We start from the raw sequence: 18,869 nt of genomic DNA, 5'->3' as shown, positions 1-18,869 counted from the left end.
GGTGTTGCCCCCGGAAGGGGGTTGGCGAAGCGACACGAAGTGCGCGAAGACTGGGGGTGAGCCTGTCACTCGTTGGTGATCTTGCGCTCGACGACGATCTTCTTCCACTTGGCCGCATCGGCCGCAACCATCTTCGCGAACTGGTCCGGCGTACCGGGCACCGCAGGCTCGATGCCCAGGCGCGCGAGCTTTTCCTTCACCTCGGGGTCGGCCAGCGCGTCGTTGGCGGCCTTGTTGATCTTCGCGACGATGTCCGCCGGCAGGTTCTTCGGGCCGTAGAAGCCGAACCAGGTGTTCGACTCGTAGCCGGGCAGCGTGTCGGCGATGGGCGGCAACTCGGGCGCGAGCGGGCTGCGCTTGAGCGAGGTGACGCCCAGCGCGCGCAGGCGGCCGTCGCGCACGTGCGGCATGCCGGTGGGCAGCGAGTCGAACAGCACGTCGACCTTGCCGCTGATCAGGTCGGGAATGGCCAGGGCCGTGCCCTTGTAGGGAATGTGCGTGACGAACACGCCGGCCTGCGCCTTGAAGAGCTCCGCCGTGAGCTGCACGATGGTGCCGTTGCCGCTCGATGCGTAGTTGAGCTTGCCGGGGTTCTTCTTGGCGTAGTCGATCCACTCGCGCACCGTCTTCGCGGGCGAATTGACCGGCACCAGCATGATGCTGGCCGCGTCGCCCACGTGCGCGATCGGCGTGAAGTCGCGCACCGTGTCGTAGGGCAGCTTGCTGATCGCCGGACCGATGGAATGCGTGCTGGTGGTGGCCAGCAGGATGGTGTAGCCGTCGGGCGCGGCCTTGGCCGCCTGGTCGGAGCCGATGGCGCCGCCGGCGCCGGGCTTGTTGTCGACCACCAGCGTAGTGCCCAGCTTGTCGCCCATCTTCTGCCCCAGCGTGCGGGCGAAGAGGTCGGTGGCGCCCGCGGCCGGGAACGGAACGATCAGCCGGATCGGCTTGTTCGGATAGCCCTGCGCCAGGCTGGCTGACGAAGCGGCCACGCCGAGCGCGACGGCGAGCACCTGGAGGAACTGGAGGCGTTTCATGTGCGGGAAAGAATTCTGTGCCAGTGAGGGGGACCGAGCATGCTATGCAGCGGCGGTGGATCAAGCCAGATAATCCAGCTTATTCAACTATCAACGCCGTTTATGACACGAGCCCCCGCCGAGGAAATCTCGCTGCAGCAGCTGCGGGCGCTGGCGGCCGTGGCCGAAACCGGCAGCTTCACACTGGCGGCCGAAGCCCTGCAGCTCACCCAGCCCGCCATCAGCCACCTGATCAAGCGGCTCGAGGAAGAACTGGCGCAGCCGCTGGTGGTGCGCGGGCGCCGCATCCGCATGACCAACGCGGGCCAGATGATGGTCGACACCGCCGTGCGTGCGCTGCGGCTGATCGACGACTCGGTCGGCGCCTGCCGTTCGCAGTCCCAGCTGCGCGAGGGCCGCATCGTGCTGGCGGTGGGCCACCTGACGGCGGGCGCCCTGCTGCCGCCGCTGCTGGGCCGCTTTTCGCAGAAGCACCCCACGCTCGCGGCCACGCTGCTCGACAGCACCGCCGAACAGATGATCTCGCGCGTGCTCTCGCAGGAAGCCGACCTGGGCTTCGGCTCCGACATCGGCCAGAAGCACTCCGAGCTGGCGACCGAGCCCCTCTTCACCGAGCGCATGGCCCTCTTCGTGCGCGACGACCATCCGCTCGCACAGCACGAGACGGTCGAAGCCAGGCGTCTGGAAGGCCTGCCCTTCATCCACGTCAACCCCGACGCCAACGTGTGGCGCGCCGTGAGCCGCCAGCTGGCGAGCGTGGCCAACGTGTACCCGCAGGTGGTGCACCACGTGTCGATGCTGTCGACGGCCTTCGGCCTCATCCAGGCCGGCGCGGGGGTCGCACTGGCACCCCGCTACGTCGAAGTCCTGATGCCCGGCAACCTGCGCGCCGTGGGGGTCACCCGCCCCGTGCTCGAATACCCCGTGGTCGCCATCCGCCTGGCCAAGCACCCGCTGAGCCCCGCGGCAATGGCCTTCCTGGCGATGGCGCGCCAGCACATGAAGCCGGTGCGGGTGGACAAGCTTTGAAGGAAAGCGGGAGCGGACAGCCGAACGCAGAAGAAGTACAAAAGACGCAAAGGCCGCAAAGGCCGCAAAAGAAACCAGGAAGACCTGTTTTGGTTTTCCTTTCGCGCCCTTCGCGAACCTGTCGCGAATCCTTCGCGCCCCCTGCGTCCGGCAGCCCGCCCCCTCACCCCCAAACAAAAACGGCGCCCGAAGGCGCCGTTGTGCAGGGCGTGAGGGATCAGTCCTCGACGAAGGCCTCTTCGCGCTTGGACTTCACGGCCGGCAGCAGGACGATGATCAGCAGCAGGGCTGCCGCGGCCAGCAGGCTTGCCGAGATCGGGCGCGTGACGAACACGCTCCAGTCGCCGCGCGACAGGAGCAGCGAGCGGCGCAGGTTCTCTTCCATCATCGGGCCCAGGATGAAGCCCAGCAGCAGCGGTGCAGGCTCGCAACCCAGCTTGAAGAAGGTATAGCCCACCAGACCGAAGATGCCCACCATCCAGATGTCGAAGGTGTTGTTGTTGGTCGAGTACACCCCGATCGCGCAGAACAGCACGATGGCCGGGAACAGGTACTTGTAGGGCACCGACAGCAGCTTGATCCACATGCCGATCAGCGGCAGGTTCAGGATGATGAGCATCGCGTTGCCCAGCCACATCGAGGCGATCAGGCCCCAGAACAGCTCGGGGTTGCTGGTCATCACCTGCGGGCCCGGCTGGATGTTGTGGATGGTCATCGCACCCACCATCAGCGCCATCACCGCGTTGGGCGGGATGCCCAGCGTCAGCAGCGGGATGAAGGAGGTCTGCGCACCGGCGTTGTTGGCCGACTCGGGAGCCGCCACGCCGCGGATGTTGCCCTTGCCGAAAGGCACTTCGCCCGGCTTCAGCTTAGTCTTCTTCTCGATCGTGTAGGCAGCGAAGGCGGCCAGCAGCGCACCACCGCCGGGCAGGATGCCCAGTGCGGAACCCAGCGCCGTGCCGCGGAGAACGGCGGGCGTCATGCGCTTGAAGTCTTCCTTGGTCGGGAACAGGCCCGAAACCTTGGCGGTGAACACTTCGCGCTCGTCGTCGGGACGCGAGAGGTTCGCGATGATTTCGCCGTAGCCGAACACGCCCATGGCGATGGCCACGAAGCCGATGCCGTCGGTCAGTTCAGGGATGTCGAAGCTGTAGCGGGCGACGCCCGAGTTCACGTCGGTACCGACCAGGCCCATCAGCAGGCCCAGCACGATCATCGCGATGGCCTTCAGCAGCGAGCCGGAGGCCAGCACCACGGCGCCGATCAGGCCCAGGATCATCAGCGAGAAGTACTCGGCCGGGCCGAACTTGAAGGCCAGCTCGGTCAGCGGCGGCGCGAAGGCAGCCAGGATCAGCGTACCGACGCAGCCCGCGAAGAACGAGCCCAGGCCGGCGGCGGCGAGCGCCGGGCCCGCACGGCCCTTGCGCGCCATCTGGTAGCCGTCGATCACTGTCACCACCGATGAAGACTCACCGGGGAGGTTCACAAGGATCGCGGTGGTCGAGCCGCCGTATTGCGCGCCGTAGTAGATACCGGCCAGCATGATCAGCGCCGAAACCGGCGGCAGCGCGTACGTTGCCGGCAGCAGCATCGCGATGGTTGCAACCGGGCCGATGCCCGGCAGCACGCCGATCAGCGTGCCCAGGATGCAGCCGATCAGGCAGTACAGCAGGTTGGTGAAGGTAAAGGCGACGCCAAAACCGACGGAAAGGTTGTGGATCAGGTCCATGGTGGTATCGGCTTTCGTCTCAACCGGTGATGAAGGTCGGCCAGACCTGGATCTGGAGCTTGAGCGCCCAGATGAACGCGACGTAGCTGCCGACGGCCAGCACGGTGGCCAGGATCAGCACGCTGGGCAGCTTGAACTCGTGGCCCGCGAGGCTGGAGATGATCACCAGCGCGTAGATGGCGATGATCATGCCCATGGCCGGAACCCCGATGCTCGGCAGGCCGCCGAGCAGGACGCCGAAGGCAAGGTTGGCGCCAAGGATGAACACCACCTGCTTCCAGGCCCACTTGCCGATCTTCTCGCCGTCGGTGGTCTCGACGCTGAGGCCGGTGAACATGATCCCGAGGCCGATGAGGGCCATCAGGATGCCGAGCATCAACGGGAAGTAACCCGGTCCCATACGGGCGCCGGTGCCCACGGTGTAGGTGGTGGCGCCCCATGCGAACGCCACACCCACCACCGTGAACATCAGACCCGAGAAAAAGTCTTTCTGACTCTTGATCTTCACGAACAGTCTCCTCGAACAAATTTCGATGCGGGATTGTCGAGTCAGCTTCCGGTCAGCCCGATGTGGATTCCACTAACCAAAGTCTTAGGGATAACCCGGGAACGATCACCGCCCCCGGGATGGCTGGGGCGCGGCGCGGATCACTCCAGCGGGGGCGTGGCGCTCAGCACCTCTTCGATGGTGGTCACGCCCTCGGCCACGCGCAGCGCGCCGGCCAGCCGCAGCGGCCGCATGCCGTCGATCACGGCCTGGCGGCGCAGCCCGGCGAGGTTGGGCTCCTTGGTGACCTGGCCCTTGAACGGCTCGCTGACGCTCAGCAGCTCGTAGAGCCCCATGCGGCCCATGTAGCCGGTCATGCGGCAGTCGACGCAGCCCACCGGCTTGTAGGCGCGCACCGAGCCGGTGATCTGCCAGGGCTTGACGATGGCCTCGAGCTTCTCGCGAGTGACCGTGTCGTCAGGCTGCTTGCAGTTGGGGCACAGCGTGCGCACGAGGCGCTGCGCGAGCACGCCCAGCATCACCGCGTTGATGAGGTACGAGGGCACGCCCAGCTCCATCAGCCGGGTAATCGCGCTGGGTGCGTCGTTGGTGTGCAGCGTGCTGAACACCAGGTGGCCGGTGAGCGCGGCCTGCACCGCCATCTCGGCGGTGGCGAGGTCGCGGATCTCGCCGACCATGATGATGTCCGGGTCCTGCCGCATCAGCGCGCGCAGTCCCTCGGTGAAGCCGAAGTCGAGCTGCGGCTGCACCTGCGTCTGGTTGAAGGAGGGCTCGATCATCTCGATCGGGTCCTCCACCGTGCTCACGTTGACCTCCTCGGTCGCCACGCGCTTGAGCGTGGAGTACAGCGTGGTGGTCTTGCCCGAACCCGTGGGCCCGGTGACGAGGATGATGCCGTTGGGCCGCGTGACCAGCTGCTCCCAGCGCTGCGCGTCGTGCTGCGCGAAACCCAGCGCGTCGAGGTCCTTCACCGCGGTGTCGGGGTCGAAGATGCGCATCACCATCTTCTCGCCGAAGGCGGTGGGCAGCGTCGACAGGCGCATCTCGATCTCTTCGCCGCGCATGTTGCGGGTCTTGATGCGGCCGTCGAGCGGGCGGCGCTTCTCGACCACGTCCATGCGGCCCAGCAGCTTGATGCGAGCGACCATCGCGTTCATCACGCCCATGGGCATCTGGTAGGCCGGGTGCAGGATGCCGTCGATGCGGAAGCGGATCACGCCCTGCTCGCGTCGCGGCTCCAGGTGGATGTCGCTCGCGCGCTGGTCGAAGGCGTACTGCCACAGCCAGTCGACCACCTGCACCACGCTCTGGTCGTTGGCGTCGAGCTGCTTGTTGCTCTTGCCGAGCTCCACCAGCTGCTCGAAGCTCGTGGTGCTGGTGCTGCCGCCGGCCTTCTGCGCGGCGCGCACCGATTTCGCGAGCGCGAAGAACTCGGCCGTGTAGCGCTGGATGTCGGCCGGGTTGGCCACCACGCGCCGCACCGAACGGCGAGCCTGGCGCTCGACCTCGGCGATCCAGTCGGTGAGGAAGGGCTCGGCCGTGGCCACAACCACCTCGTTGGGCAGCACCTGCACCGGCAGCACCTTGTGGCGCTCGGCATAGGCCGCGCTCATGGTGTCGGCCACCTTGCCCACGTCGACCTTGAGCGGATCGATGCGCAGATAGGAAAGGCCCGCGCGGCCCGCGAGCCACTGCGTGAGCATCTCGAGGTCGAGCGGCTTGTTGTCGCTCTCGCGGGTCATGGCGACGTTGGCCAGGCGCACCAGCGGGGCCTGTCGGCTCTCGGCCTGCGCGCAGCGGGCGATGGTGCGCTTGGCCTCCACAGGGGAGATCACGCCATCGGCGGCAAGCCATTCGATCAGGCGGCGCAGGTCGAGCGGGCCTTCGTGGCGCGCGGCCAGCGCAGCGGGGGCGGAAGCAGCGGGTACAGCGCTCATGTTCCGTGTGTCGGTCGGGTTCAGGTTCGGGTGAGTGTCGGATTCAGCGGCTTGAAGACCCGGAGCCATTTCGGTGCGGGCAAGCCCCAGCGAGTCTGGATCGTTTGGGCGCGCTCGGCAAGCGCCTCGCGCTTCGGGCGGCTCGGGGTGCGCTGCGCGAGCACCACCGTGTTGCCTTCGCGCGTCGGCTTGAAGGCCCAGACGGCGTCGGCGTCGAAGGCGGCGCAGATCTTCTCGAGGCTGCGCTCGTAGCTCGACGAGCGGCCGAAGAGATTGACCGTCATGCAGCCGTCCTCGGTGAGCAGCGCGCGGCAGTCGGCGTAGAAGTCTTCGCTGTCGAGCACGGGCGCCGCGGCCTCGTGGTCGTACAGGTCGACCTGCAGCGCGTCGACGGTGCCCTGCCATTCGGGCTTGCGGATCTCGGCTGCGGCATCGGCGATCACCACGCGCAGCTTCGGATCGTCCGGCGGCAGCTTGAACCAGCCGCGGCAGGCCGCCACCACCTGCGGGTTGAGCTCGATCGCGGTGGTGCGCATGCGCAGGATCTTGCGGCTGAACTTGGTGAGCGTGGCCGCGCCCAGGCCGAGCTGCATGGCATGGCGGCTGGCCACGGTCTTGGGGTCGGCGAAGAGCAGCCAGGCCATCATGCGCTGCACGTACTCGAGTTCGATCTCGAAGGGCGCATCGAGCTTCATCGAGCCCTGGACCCATTCGGTGCCGAGGTGCAGGTAGCGGATGGGGCCCCAGTCGGAGAAATTGACTTCAGGAAGGGAGACGGGAGTTTTGCTCGATGCCATCGATGCTGCAGCTCAGGCGACTAGTTTGTGGGCGGCCATCACCTCGCGCCAGGCCGCGAGCTTGCGCTCGAAGCTCCACGACGCGTTGGCGGGGCTGGTGGAAGGCAGCTGGTAGACCGGCACGCCCAGCGTGCGGGTGTGGCGCGCATGCTTGAAGCTCTCGCCGCCGTTGTGCGCGATGGCCGCGAGCTTCGGCAGGTGCAGACCGGCGATGTCGTTCGCCACCGGCGCACGGATGGCCGAGTCGAGGCTGCCCTCACGCTCGCAGGAGGCATACACGTCCCACACGCCCAGGCCGCGTTCGAGCAGCCAGCGGCAGCGCTGCGCGTAGCTGTCGGCGCCCGAGGGAAGGGGAATGTCGGGCCACACGGCTTGCAGGATCTTCCAGAACTGGTTTTGGGGGTGTGCATAGTACTGCTGCCGCTCGAGCGACTTCACTCCCGGGAAGCTGCCGAGGATCAGCACGACGGTGGCCGGCGACACGACGGGCGCAAGTCCCGTGAGCACCAGGCCGGGCTCGACAGCGCCGTTCGAGGGCAAGACGGATTCCTTCTTCATGGGCGGCAATCGTGCCACCGTCGCGCGCAGGCCAGGGCGAGTAACGAAAAAACCCGCCGAAGCGGGTTTTTCGCGGGGGACGCAAGCGTCCTGGAACAGGTCCGGGAGCGGCCCGAGTTCCTCTCTTTTACTTACTTCTTGGCGGCTTCGTTCTCGGCCGTGCCCGGGATCTTCTCGCCGATGGCCTTGCCGGTGGAACGCATGCCGTCGGCCGTCTTGTGGCCGGCGTTCTCGACGGCGTCACCGGTCTTCGCGGCTGCGGTCTTGGTGGCGTTGGTTGCCTTCTTGGTGGTGCGCTTGGTCGCGTTCCAGGCCTTCTTGGTGCCGCGCTCGGTGGCGTTCACGGCCTTCTTGGTGGTGCTCTTGGTCGCGTCCCAGGCCTTTTCCGCGCCGCGCTCGGTGGCGTTCACCGCGTCCTTGCCGGCTTCCTTCACCTTCTCGGTGGTGGTCGGCTCGGTGGTGGTGGCGGCGGTCTGCGCGACGGCCGACACGCCGATGGATGCCAGCGCCAGGGCGATGACGACGGGAACGGTACGAACAAAGGACTTGGTCATGGAAAGGCTCCTTTTTGAGTGAAATATTGGAGTGACGGATGCGCCACTGCACACCCAACGCCACTTCGAACTTCAAGGATGACAGCAAAAGGGGCCCGATGACACGCCCGGATGCAACTCGGGAAATCCGCCTACGCGGGGGATATCCGCCCATCCGACGCGGACAGCAGACTTTGGAGCTTCGGCAGCGCCTGAACCGCATTGCGAGTGGTCGCTTCGGCCAGCGCATCGATGCCGATGCCCCGCAGCCCGGCCACCACTTCGGCGATGCGCGGCAGCTGCGCCGGCTCGTTGCGGCCCTGCGGCTCGCCGGCGTCGCGCTGGGCCTGCGTGCGGTAGATCCAGTGCGGCTGGATGTCGGGCGCGTCGGTTTCCATCACGATCGACTCCAGCGGCAGCGTCAACGCCAGCCGCCGCAGCTGCAGGGCGCGCTCGAAAGTCACGGCACCGCCGAAGCCGAGCTTCAGCCCGAGCTCGATGCACGCGCCGGCCTGCTGCTCGCTGCCGTTGAAGGCATGGGCGATGCCCTGCCACGGCTTTCCGGCCGCCGTCTGCCTCAGATGCTTGAGCACCTTGTCGACCGAGCGCCGCACGTGGATGAGCACGGGTAACCCGTGCCTGCGTGCCAATTGCAACTGAGTGTGAAAGAACCGCTCCTGCTTTTCGCCGTCGAGCCCTTCCACGAAGTAGTCCAGGCCGATCTCGCCGACCGCCACCAGCCTCGGGTCGTCGCGTCGGGCGGCCAGTTCGGCGTCTAGGGCTTCCAGGTCTTCGTCCTTCGCCTCGCCGGTGCACAGCGGGTGGATGCCCAGCGCATAGGCATCGCCCTGCACATGGGCCAGCTCGCGCACCGTGGCGAAGTTGGAGACGGCCACCGCCGGGATCACGCACATCGCGACCCCGCGCTCGGCGGCGCGGGCGCGCAGCACCGGCATCTCCGCACCGAATTCGGGCGCGTCCAGATGACAGTGAGTATCGATGAAGGTAGCCATCGCTCGATGATGCCCGATGGGATGCGCCGGCGCGGAAAGCGTGCTACTGTGAACTCCTCTACACGCGATTGCGATTTTTTAAGCCGGAGGTACTCCGATGCGCAGGCCCGCTTTCTACAGCCGTTCGCCCCGCACGCAGCCACCGGCCGCAGACGAGGCGGCCGAACGGGCGGATGCGCCGGCCTCGCCCGAAGCGGCCACGGTCGGCGCGGGCTCCGTACCTCCCGGCACTCCCGTCAAGAAACCAGGCTGGCAGCCCGGCCGCCGCAGCTTCGCGCTGCTGATCGTGCTCTCGGCCGCGCTGGTCACCGGTGCCGTGCTGTGGGCGCCCCGCCCCGGCGCCAGGGTTCTCACGCAGAAAGACATCGACGCGGCCGTGCTGCGCACGCTGCAGACCAACACCCTGCCCTCTCCCGCGGCCAAGGCGGCCGACATCATCCGGCCCTCGGTGGTGCGGGTGGTGAGCTACGGCGAAGAGAAGAACACGCCCGAGGCCAAGATCCAGAAGCGCGGCCGCAACATGGCCAAGGGCAAGCCGCCCGAGGCACCCAACGACGGCGCCGGACCGGGCGAGGTCGAACGCGGCGTGGGCACGGGCGTGGTGATCGTCGACAAGGGCGTGATCCTCACCAACCTGCACGTGGTCGCGGGCGCCGACAAGATCAAGGTGACCTTCTTCGATGGCCTGGAGGCTCCAGCCACCATCACCGGCGTGCAGCCCGAGAACGACCTCGCGGTGCTGCAGGCGCAGAAGATTCCCGACGACCTGATCCCCGCCACCATGCGCTCCACGGCCGACCTGCGCCCCGGCGACCAGGTGGCGGCGGTGGGCTTTCCGTTCGGCATCGGGCCGTCCGTCTCCGCCGGCGTGGTGTCGGGCCTGAAGCGCTCGTTCCGCTCGCCCGAGGGCAAGCAGGAACTGGGCAACCTGATCCAGTTCGACGCGGCGGCCAACCCCGGCAACTCCGGCGGGCCGCTCATCAACATGGACGGCGAGGTGCTCGGCATCGTCACCGCCATCCTCAACCCGACGCAGCAGCGCACCTTCATCGGCATCGGCTTCGCGGTGCCCATCGAGAACGCGGCCTCGGCCGCAGGTTCGCCGCCGTTCTGACGCTCCCGATCTTCTTCTCTTCCCTTCCTCTCGAAAGCCCATCGCATGAGCACAGCAGAGACCACCGCAGCCCCCACGCCCGCCGGCACGGCCGAACTGATGGAGCAGATCCTTTATGAGGTGAAGCGCGTGGTGGTCGGCCAGGACCGCTTCCTGGAGCGCGTGATGGTCGCCATGCTCGCGGGCGGGCACCTGCTGGTCGAAGGCGTGCCGGGGCTGGCGAAGACGCTCACGGTGAAGACGCTGGCCGACACCGTGCGCGGCCAGTTCAAGCGCATCCAGTTCACGCCCGACCTCGTGCCGGCCGACCTGGTGGGCACGCGCATCTACAACCAGAAGACGGGCGACTTCAGCACCTCGCTGGGCCCGGTGTTCGCCAACCTGCTGCTGGCCGACGAAATCAACCGCGCGCCGGCCAAGGTGCAGAGCGCGCTGCTCGAGGTGATGCAGGAGCGCCAGGTCACCATCGCCGGCGAGACGCACAAGGTGCCCCGCCCCTTCCTCGTGATGGCCACGCAGAACCCCATCGAGACCGAGGGCACCTACCCGCTGCCCGAGGCGCAGGTCGACCGCTTCATGATGAAGGTGCTGGTCGACTATCCCACCGACGAGGAAGAGTTCGTCATCGTGCAGCGCGTGATCGGTGCGCCCGTCAGCGCCACGCCGGTCGCCACCACCGAGCAGCTCGCCGCGCTGCAGGCCGAGGCCCGGCGCGTGTATGTCGACCCTTCGCTCATCCAGTACGCGGTGAAGCTGGTGTCGGCCACGCGCACGCCCGAGAAACATGGGCTCAAGGACCTGCGCCGGTTCATCACCTTCGGCGCCAGCCCGCGCGCCAGCATCAGCCTGACCGAAGGCGCGCGCGCCCTGGCCCTGCTGCGCGGACGCAGCTACGCGCTGCCTGAAGACATGACCGCGCTGGTGCCCGACGTGCTGCGCCACCGCGTCACGCTTTCCTACGAGGGGCTGTCCGAAGGGCTGACGCCCGACAGCCTGGTCGAGAAGATCATGCGCGCGGTCCCTGCTCCTCCCAAGCCGCTCGAACATGAAAAGCTGGTGGCCTGACATGAGCGCAGCCCCGGTCTTCGCGCACTTCGTGGCGCTTCGCCAACCCTCTTGCAGGGGTCGACACCTGCGGCCCGGCAAGGCCGGTTCCGCGGCGTTCCCTGGAATCGCATGAAAAGCTGGTGGCGCAAGGCCCCCGCGGCCGCGAACGACGACCGGCTCGCCATCGAGGCCGGCGGGGCGGAACGTGCGCTGCGCCGGCTCGAGTGGACCGTGATACGCCGGCTCGACGGGCTGCTGCAGGGCGACTACCGCACGCTGATGCGCGGCACCGGCCTCGACCTGGCCGACCTGCGCGAATACCAGCACCAGGACGACGTACGCCACATCGACTGGAACGTCACGGCGCGGCTGCAGGTTCCGCACGTGCGCGTGTTCACCGAAGATCGCGAGATGGCCGCGTGGTTCGTGCTCGACCTCAGCCGCTCGGTCGACTTCGGCTCGGGCCTGAAGGCCAAGCGCGAGATTTCGGCAGGCTTCGTCGGCGTGCTGGCGCGGCTGCTCACGCGGCACGGCAACCGGGTGGGCGCGCTGGTGTACGGCAGCGATCTCGAAGCCGTGATTCCGCCGCGCAGCGGCCGGCGCCACGTGCTGCACCTGCTGCACGCGATGGAAAAACGCGCCACCAGGGCCGAGGCCGCGCCCACGCAGAAGGGCATGACGCGGCTGGCCGACCTGCTCAAGTCGGCCGCCACGCTGATGCCCCGGCGCTCGACGGTGTTCGTGGTGTCCGACTTCCTCAGCGAACCCGGCTGGGAGCGCCCGCTGGGCCAGCTGGTGCAGCGCCACGAGGTGGTCGCGGTGCGCCTGTTCGATCCGCTCGAGCTGGAGCTGCCCGACCTGGGCCTGGTGCCGCTGCGCGATGCCGAGACCGGTGAACAGCTGTGGGTCGACACCCATGACGCGGGTTTCCGCAAGCGCTTCGCCCGGCTGGCGGCCGAGCGCGAGACCGCATTGCGCGAGGCGCTGGCCCGGGCCGGCGTCGACGCGCTCGAACTCTCGACCAACGACGATCTGGTGGAAGCGATCGTCCGTTTCGCCGAGCTGCGCAAGCGCCGCGCGCGCATCGGCCAGGCTGGCATGAAGGCGGTGGCAGCATGACTTTTCTCTGGCCCCAATTCCTCTGGCTGCTGGCGGCGCTGCCGCTGCTGGTGCTGCTCTACGTGTGGCTGCTGCGCCGCAAGAAGAAGCTCGCGGTGCGCTACGCCAGCCTGTCGATCGTGCGCGAGGCCATGGGCGCCGGGCAGAGCATTCGCCGGCACCTGCCGCCCCTGCTCTTCCTGCTGGCCATGGCCGCGATGCTGGTGGCCGCGGCGCGGCCGATGGCGGTGGTGGTCCTGCCTTCGAACCAGCAGACCATCATCCTGGCGATGGACGTCTCGGGCAGCATGCGCGCGGCCGACGTTCAGCCCAACAGGCTGGTCGCGGCGCAAGAGGCGGCCAAGAGCTTCATCAAGGACCTGCCGCGCAGCGTGAAGGTGGGCATCGTCGCCTTCGCCGGCAGCGCGCAGGTGGCGCAGCTGCCCACCACCAACCATGAAGACCTGGTGACCGCCATCGACAGCTTCCAGCTGCAGCGCGCCACCGCCACCGGCAACGCCATCGTGGTGTCGCTGGCCACGCTGTTCCCCGACGCGGGCATCGACGTCGAGCAGTTCAGCTCGCCCAGCCGCCAGCGCGGTGCGGCCATCGACCAGAACGAGAAGAAGCTCAAGGACTTCACGCCCGTGGCGCCCGGCTCCTTCACCTCGGCCGCGATCATCATGCTGACCGACGGCCAGCGCACCACCGGCGTCGATCCGCTGGACGCGGCCAAGGCCGCCGCCGACCGCGGCGTTCGCATCTACACGGTGGGCGTGGGCACGGTCGACGGCGAGACCATCGGCTTCGAGGGCTGGTCGATGCGCGTGCGCCTCGACGAGGACACGCTCAAGGCCATCGCCAACAAGACCAACGCCGAATACTTCTACGCAGGCACCGCCAACGACCTGAAGAAGGTCTACGAGACGCTGAGCACCAAGCTCACGGTTGAGAAGAAGGAAACCGAGATCTCCGCGCTCTTCGCGCTGGGCGCCGCGGTGCTGACGCTGCTGTCGGCCGGGCTCTCGCTGCTCTGGTTCAACCGGATTCTCTAGCGCCGCGCGGGGCTGTCCGGGGCTCGGGCGACTTCACCGCCCCAATGCCGCCCAGGAACAGGTCGGCCACGATCGGCGCGATGGCCGCGTGGTCGAGCCGGCCGTCTGGCTTCATCCAGGTGAACATCCAGTTGATCATGCCGAAGAGCAGCATGGTCAGCGGCTTGGCGAGGTCGTCGCTGGGCGCGCCGGGGCGCAGGGCCGACACCGCGCGCGCGAAGCCTGCGACCACCTCGCGCTCCTTGTCGAGCACGCGCTCGCGGTCGGCCTCTTCGAGAAAGCGCACGTCGTCGGTCAGCACGCGGTGCGCGTCCTGCGCGCCCGCGTACTCCTCGACGATGCGGTAGATGAAGCGGCGCAGGCGCTCCTCGTCGGTGTGCGTCGAGGCTTCCTCCTCGGCCACCAGCGCGGCGAGCTTCGACACGTGCGTCTCCGCGATGCTGATGAGCAGGCTGCTCTTGTCCTTGTAGTAGTGGTAGAGCGTGGCCTTCGAGAGGCCGCAGGCCTCGGCCACCTGGTTCATCGAGGTGGCGGGATAGCCGCTGCGCGCGAACAGCTGGGCGGCCTGCGCGAGGATGAATTCACGCTGGTCCTCGTAGGTGGCGGATCTTCCACGCGGCATCGGTTCGTGTTCCTCGGTTCTTCGTTGTTTGGATTGAAGGCAACGCGCGATCTTGCCCGAAGCTCGACGGGGTTCAGCCGCGCTTCGTCGCGATGAGCGAACGCACGTCGGTGGCCGGCAGGCTCGGGCGGTCCTTCTCCACGCTGGAAAGCGGCTCCACCTCGCGCAGGCTCGCGAGGCTGCGCACCGTGAGCGCCTGGTAGGTATGGGTGCCTTCGAGCTTCCAGGCGATCTCGTCGTCGCTCAGCTCGCGCTTCACCTTCGCGGGAATGCCCGCGGCCAACGAGCGCGCCGGCACCTTCATGCCCGCAGGCACGAAGGCGCAGGCCGCGACGATGGCCTTCTCGCCGATCTCGGCCTCGTCCATCACCACCGCGTTCATGCCCACCAGCGCGTCGCGCCGCACGATGCAGCTGTGCAGGATCGCCCCGTGGCCGATGTGGCCGTTGACCTCCACCACGGTGTCGTTGTCCGGGAAGCCGTGGATGCAGCAGTGGTCCTGCACGTTGGAGCCCTCCTCCAGCACGATGCGGCCGAAGTCGCCGCGCAGGCTGGCGCAGGGGCCCACGTAGCAGCGGGGGCCGACGATCACGTCGCCGATCAGCACGGCCGTGGGATGCACGTAGGCGCTCGGGTCGACGACCGGGATCACGCCGTCGATGGAATAGCTGGGCATTCGCTCTGTCTCCTTCTTGCCTGGCTTGTCGCGGGTATCAGGGTTTGCCCTGAATCAACCCTGCTTGTGCCGTTGTCCGGGTCGATCCTAAAATCAACCGAACGGTCGGTCAATAGTGTTTGCACGCCGGCCCGTACCCACAAAGGATGAAAGAGACAAGCGATGACTGAGCCTTTGGTACTCACCAGCAACGCCGGCGCCGTCCGCACGCTGAGCCTCAACCGGCCGGCTGCCCTCAACAGCTTCACGACCCAACTGCATGAAGCGCTGATGGCGGAGCTGGAAGCCGCGGCGAACGACGCGAGCGTGCGCTGCGTGGTGCTCACGGGTGCCGGCCGCGCCTTCTGCGCGGGTCAGGACCTGGCCGACCCGTCGGTCGCACCCGACCCGACGCCCGGCGCCGCGCCCAAGGACCTGGGCCACGTCATCTCTACCTACTACGCACCCCTGGTCGCACGCCTGCGCTCGATGCCGGTGCCGGTGATCGCTGCCGTCAACGGCGTGGCCGCCGGCGCGGGCGCGAACCTCGCGCTGTGCTGCGACCTCGTGGTGGCCGCGCGCTCGGCCAGCTTCATCCAGGCCTTCACCAAGATCGGCCTCGTGCCCGACACCGGCGGCACCTGGCTGCTGCCGCGCCTGGTCGGTTCGGCGCGCGCGCTGGGCATCGCGATGCTGGGCGACAAGCTGCCCGCCGAGGAAGCCGCGCGCATCGGCCTGATCTGGCAGTGCGTGGACGACGCAGCGCTCGCCGAAACGGTGGCCGCACTCGCATCGAAGCTTGCCGGCATGCCCACGCGCGCCCTGGTCGCCACACGCGAGGCCATGGCCGCCGCGCAGCACATGGACCTGGGCGCGGCCCTGGCCGAGGAAGCCCGCATCCAGCGCGAGATGGGCAGTGCCGACGACTACCGCGAAGGCGTCGAGGCCTTCCGCGCCAAGCGCGCACCCGTCTTCAAGGACCGCTGAAGCCATGACCGACAACAACCAGCAACGCACGCCCCAGCAGACGGCCGAATACGTCCGCGACGGCATGTTCGCCAACGACAACGCCAGCAAGGGCCTGGGCATGCGCATCGTGGAGGTCGGCCCCGGCCAGGCCACCATCGAGATGCGCGTGCGCCCCGACATGCTCAACGGCCACGCGATCTGCCACGGCGGCTTCATGGCCACGCTGGCCGACTCCACCTTCGCCTTCGCCTGCAACTCGTACGACGAGCTGACCGTGGCCTCGGGCTTCGCCATCGACTTCATCGCGCCAGCGCGTGAAGGCGACGTGCTCACCGCGCGCTGCCACGAGGTGTCGAAGGCCGGCCGCACCGGCGTGTACGACACCGAAATCACCAACCAGCGCGGCGAGCGCATCGCGATCTTCCGCGGCCGCTCCTACACCGCCAAGGGCCGCCCGGCCGTTCCGCCTGCCGCTGCAGCCGCCTGAGGAGACAACACACCATGACAGTCAAGCGCCCCGCCCCCGGCGAGCTCGATCCCATCGAAACCGCCAGCCGCGACGAGATCGCCGCGCTGCAGCTCGCACGCCTGCGCGCCACGCTGCAGCGCGCCTACGAGAACGTGCCGCACTACCGCAAGGCCTTCGACGCCAAGGGGGTGCACCCGGACGACCTCAAGTCGCTGGCCGACCTGTCGAAGTTCCCGTTCACGGTGAAGAGCGACCTGCGCGACAACTACCCCTTCGGCATGTTCGCCGTGCCGCGCGAGAAGGTGGCGCGCATCCATGCATCGTCGGGCACCACCGGCAAGCCGACCGTGGTGGGCTACACCCTCAAGGACATCGACACCTGGGCCGACCTCGTCGCCCGCTCCATCCGCGCCGCGGGCGGACGGCCCGGCGACATGGTGCACGTGTCGTACGGCTACGGCCTCTTCACCGGCGGCCTGGGCGCGCACTACGGCGCCGAGCGCGCGGGCTGCACCGTCATCCCCATGTCGGGCGGCCAGACCGAGAAGCAGGTGCAGCTCATCCAGGACTTCAAGCCGAACATCATCATGGTCACGCCCAGCTACATGCAGGTGATCATCGAGCAGTTCGAGCGCCAGGGGCTCGATCCGAAGGAGAGCTCGCTCAAGGTCGGCATCTTCGGCGCCGAGCCATGGACCGAGGCGATGCGCCGCGACATCGAGGCCCGCGCCGGCATCGACGCGGTCGACATCTACGGCCTCAGCGAAGTGATGGGCCCGGGCGTCGCCAGCGAATGCGTGGAGAGCAAGGACGGCCCCGTGATCTGGGAAGACCACTTCTACCCCGAGATCATCGACCCCGAGACCGGCGAGCTGAAGGCCGACGGCGAGGAAGGCGAGCTCGTCTTCACCTCGCTGAGCAAGGAGGCCATGCCGATCGTGCGCTACCGCACGCGCGACCTCACGCGCCTCCTGCCGCCCACCTCGCGCTCGTTCCGCCGCATGGGCAAGATCGTCGGGCGCAGCGACGACATGATGATCATCCGCGGCGTCAACGTCTTTCCCACGCAGGTGGAGGAGATCGTGCTCGCGCACCAGGCGCTCTCGGGCCTCTACCAGGTTCACGTGAGCCGCGCCGACAAGCTCGACCAGGTCGAGATCCACTGCGAGCTCAAGCCCGCCGACGCCACCTCGGCCGACCGCACGGCCATCGGCGACTGGCTGCAGCACCGCGTGAAGACGCTCATCGGCATCTCCACCCGCGTGGTGGTGCACGGCCCCGACGAGATGGAACGCACCCAGACCGGCAAGGCGCGCCGCGTGATCGACACGCGCCCGCGCTGAGACCAGCCACTACCAACACCGACCGAAAGGACACGCACATGTACACCCAGGCAATGGACACCATGGGCAAGGACGCGGGCGACGGCAAGAAGGCCGTGCGCTCCGCAGAGGAGATGCGCCTCGAGGAACGCTTCGACGCGCAGATCGACGCCGGCGAATTCATCGAGGCGAAGGACTGGATGCCCGAGCACTACCGCAAGACGCTGGTGCGCCAGATCAGCCAGCATGCGCACTCCGAGATCGTCGGCATGCTGCCCGAGGGCAACTGGATCAGCCGCGCGCCCACGCTCAAGCGCAAGGCCATCCTGCTGGCCAAGGTGCAGGACGAGGGCGGTCACGGCCTCTACCTGTATGCCGCGGCCGAGACGCTGGGCACCTCGCGCGACCAGATGTTCGAGGCGCTGCACAGCGGCAAGGCCAAGTACAGCTCGATCTTCAACTACCCCACGCTGACCTGGGCCGACATGGGCACCATCGGCTGGCTGGTGGACGGCGCGGCCATCATGAACCAGGTGCCGATCTGCCGCTGCTCGTACGCGCCCTATGCGCGCGCCATGATCCGCATCTGCCGCGAGGAGAGCTTCCACCAGCGCCAGGGCTACGAGTCGCTGCTGACCATGATGACCCACGGCACCGAAGCGCAGAAGGCCATGGTGCAGGACGCGGTCAACCGCTGGTGGTGGCCCTCGATCATGATGTTCGGCCCGCCGGACGACCAGTCGCCCAACAGCGCGCAGTCGATGCGCTGGGGCATCAAGCGCTTCAGCAACGACGAGCTGCGCCAGAAGTTCGTCGACGCCACCGTGGAGCAGGCGCGCATCCTCGGCGTGACCCTGCCCGACCCCGACCTCAAGTGGAACGAGGAGCGCCAGTCCCACGACTTCGGCGCGATCGACTGGAGCGAGTTCTGGCGCGTGATCGGCGGCGACGGCCCCTGCAACCGCGAACGCCTGCAGGCCCGCGTCGACGCCTGGGAAGACGGCGCATGGGTGCGCGAAGCCGCGCTCGCCCACGCCAACAAGCAACATCAACCGATCAAGGAAGCAGCATGAGCACCGAAGCGAAACAGGAATGGCCTCTGTGGGAGGTGTTCGTGCGCAGCAAGGCGGGCCTGGACCACAAGCACTGCGGCAGCCTGCACGCGGCCGACCCGAAGATGGCGATCCAGATGGCGCGCGACGTCTACACCCGCCGACAGGAAGGCAGCAGCATCTGGGTGGTGCGCTCCGACCAGATCGTGGCCAGCGACCCCGGATCGAAGGACATGTACTTCGATCCGGCCGAAGACAAGGTGTACCGCCACCCGACCTTCTATGCCCTGCCCAAGTCGGTCGACCACATGTGAGCGGCCATTGA

At 67.8% G+C, this 18,869-nt stretch carries 20 protein-coding genes; 10 read left to right on the top strand and 10 right to left on the bottom strand.

What is annotated here, in order from left to right:
* Positions 1–65: 65 nt before the first annotated feature.
* Entirely contained in the window at positions 66–1,037 is a 972-nt protein-coding gene (locus ACTJLF_RS12220) for a Bug family tripartite tricarboxylate transporter substrate binding protein (RefSeq protein ID WP_019654299.1), read from the bottom strand.
* Positions 1,038–1,139: 102 nt separating this feature from the next.
* Here ACTJLF_RS12220 and ACTJLF_RS12215 point away from each other — a divergent pair, with 102 nt between their 5' ends.
* Positions 1,140–2,066: a LysR family transcriptional regulator gene (locus ACTJLF_RS12215; RefSeq protein WP_132752402.1), complete on the top strand. Its 927-nt coding sequence runs from the start codon at positions 1,140–1,142 to the stop codon at positions 2,064–2,066.
* Positions 2,067–2,283: 217 nt separating this feature from the next.
* Here ACTJLF_RS12215 and ACTJLF_RS12210 read toward each other — a convergent pair whose 3' ends face one another.
* The 7 genes from ACTJLF_RS12210 to ACTJLF_RS12180 all read right to left on the bottom strand — a co-directional run bounded on the left by ACTJLF_RS12210 (position 2,284) and on the right by ACTJLF_RS12180 (position 9,141).
* Positions 2,284–3,795 (bottom strand): tripartite tricarboxylate transporter permease, encoded by a 1,512-nt coding sequence (locus ACTJLF_RS12210; protein WP_019654301.1) that lies wholly within the window; start codon positions 3,793–3,795, stop codon positions 2,284–2,286.
* 19 nt (positions 3,796–3,814) lie between these two features.
* Entirely contained in the window at positions 3,815–4,303 is a 489-nt protein-coding gene (locus ACTJLF_RS12205; RefSeq protein ID WP_019654302.1) for a tripartite tricarboxylate transporter TctB family protein, read from the bottom strand.
* A 140-nt stretch (positions 4,304–4,443) separates the two neighbouring features.
* A complete protein-coding gene (locus tag ACTJLF_RS12200) occupies positions 4,444–6,240 on the bottom strand; it encodes a GspE/PulE family protein (protein WP_132796984.1) in 1,797 nt (598 codons plus the stop codon).
* Between the two features lie 20 nt (positions 6,241–6,260).
* Positions 6,261–7,037, bottom strand: a complete 777-nt coding sequence (locus ACTJLF_RS12195) for a spermidine synthase (RefSeq protein ID WP_132796982.1) — start codon at positions 7,035–7,037, stop codon at positions 6,261–6,263.
* A 12-nt stretch (positions 7,038–7,049) separates the two neighbouring features.
* On the bottom strand, positions 7,050–7,595 hold the full coding sequence (locus ACTJLF_RS12190) for a DNA-deoxyinosine glycosylase (protein ID WP_020723048.1): 546 nt from the start codon (positions 7,593–7,595) through the stop codon (positions 7,050–7,052).
* A 131-nt stretch (positions 7,596–7,726) separates the two neighbouring features.
* On the bottom strand, positions 7,727–8,149 hold the full coding sequence (locus tag ACTJLF_RS12185; protein WP_019654306.1) for a hypothetical protein: 423 nt from the start codon (positions 8,147–8,149) through the stop codon (positions 7,727–7,729).
* A gap of 131 nt (positions 8,150–8,280) precedes the next feature.
* Positions 8,281–9,141, bottom strand: coding sequence for a TatD family hydrolase (locus tag ACTJLF_RS12180; protein WP_440883160.1), 861 nt, complete (start codon positions 9,139–9,141; stop codon positions 8,281–8,283).
* Between the two features lie 97 nt (positions 9,142–9,238).
* Between ACTJLF_RS12180 and ACTJLF_RS12175 the strand changes: the two genes are divergently transcribed.
* The 4 genes from ACTJLF_RS12175 to ACTJLF_RS12160 all read left to right on the top strand — a co-directional run bounded on the left by ACTJLF_RS12175 (position 9,239) and on the right by ACTJLF_RS12160 (position 13,455).
* A complete protein-coding gene (locus ACTJLF_RS12175) occupies positions 9,239–10,255 on the top strand; it encodes a S1C family serine protease (RefSeq protein ID WP_126182734.1) in 1,017 nt (338 codons plus the stop codon).
* Between the two features lie 45 nt (positions 10,256–10,300).
* Positions 10,301–11,320 carry an AAA family ATPase gene (locus ACTJLF_RS12170; RefSeq protein WP_019654309.1) on the top strand — a complete coding sequence of 340 codons (1,020 nt, stop codon included), beginning with the start codon at positions 10,301–10,303 and terminating at the stop codon, positions 11,318–11,320.
* 111 nt (positions 11,321–11,431) lie between these two features.
* Positions 11,432–12,421, top strand: coding sequence for a DUF58 domain-containing protein (locus ACTJLF_RS12165; protein ID WP_019654310.1), 990 nt, complete (start codon positions 11,432–11,434; stop codon positions 12,419–12,421).
* Entirely contained in the window at positions 12,418–13,455 is a 1,038-nt protein-coding gene (locus ACTJLF_RS12160) for a VWA domain-containing protein (RefSeq protein WP_019654311.1), read from the top strand. Before ACTJLF_RS12165 ends, ACTJLF_RS12160 begins: the two co-directional genes overlap by 4 nt.
* On the opposite strand, the gene ACTJLF_RS12155 is transcribed toward ACTJLF_RS12160, so the two are convergent.
* Both ACTJLF_RS12155 and ACTJLF_RS12150 read right to left on the bottom strand, forming a co-directional pair.
* Entirely contained in the window at positions 13,439–14,077 is a 639-nt protein-coding gene (locus ACTJLF_RS12155) for a TetR/AcrR family transcriptional regulator (RefSeq protein WP_019654312.1), read from the bottom strand. The genes ACTJLF_RS12160 and ACTJLF_RS12155 overlap by 17 nt on opposite strands.
* Before the next feature lie 73 nt (positions 14,078–14,150).
* Entirely contained in the window at positions 14,151–14,753 is a 603-nt protein-coding gene (locus ACTJLF_RS12150) for a phenylacetic acid degradation protein PaaY (RefSeq protein ID WP_019654313.1), read from the bottom strand.
* 162 nt (positions 14,754–14,915) lie between these two features.
* Between ACTJLF_RS12150 and ACTJLF_RS12145 the strand changes: the two genes are divergently transcribed.
* The 5 genes from ACTJLF_RS12145 to paaB are packed head-to-tail and all read left to right on the top strand — an operon-like array spanning position 14,916 to position 18,858.
* The gene (locus tag ACTJLF_RS12145) at positions 14,916–15,719 is read left to right on the top strand and encodes an enoyl-CoA hydratase-related protein (protein WP_440883159.1); all 804 of its coding nucleotides are present in this window, start codon (positions 14,916–14,918) and stop codon (positions 15,717–15,719) included.
* A 4-nt stretch (positions 15,720–15,723) separates the two neighbouring features.
* Complete coding sequence (paaI, locus tag ACTJLF_RS12140; protein WP_126182732.1) at positions 15,724–16,188, top strand: hydroxyphenylacetyl-CoA thioesterase PaaI; 465 nt, start codon at positions 15,724–15,726, stop codon at positions 16,186–16,188.
* 14 nt (positions 16,189–16,202) lie between these two features.
* The gene (paaK, locus tag ACTJLF_RS12135) at positions 16,203–17,513 is read left to right on the top strand and encodes a phenylacetate--CoA ligase PaaK (protein ID WP_019654316.1); all 1,311 of its coding nucleotides are present in this window, start codon (positions 16,203–16,205) and stop codon (positions 17,511–17,513) included.
* 38 nt (positions 17,514–17,551) lie between these two features.
* Positions 17,552–18,565 carry a 1,2-phenylacetyl-CoA epoxidase subunit PaaA gene (gene paaA / locus ACTJLF_RS12130; protein WP_019654317.1) on the top strand — a complete coding sequence of 338 codons (1,014 nt, stop codon included), beginning with the start codon at positions 17,552–17,554 and terminating at the stop codon, positions 18,563–18,565.
* A complete protein-coding gene (gene paaB / locus ACTJLF_RS12125; RefSeq protein WP_440883158.1) occupies positions 18,562–18,858 on the top strand; it encodes a 1,2-phenylacetyl-CoA epoxidase subunit PaaB in 297 nt (98 codons plus the stop codon). The genes paaA and paaB overlap by 4 nt, the downstream gene beginning before the upstream one ends.
* The last annotated feature ends 11 nt before the right edge of the window (positions 18,859–18,869 follow it).

Origin of the sequence: Variovorax sp. 22077 (assembly GCF_052044195.1) — a bacterium.
Lineage (GTDB): Bacteria > Pseudomonadota > Gammaproteobacteria > Burkholderiales > Burkholderiaceae_C > Variovorax > Variovorax atrisoli.
Note: the sequence above shows the minus strand (reverse complement) of the source record. Positions and strands in the feature narration are given on the sequence as shown.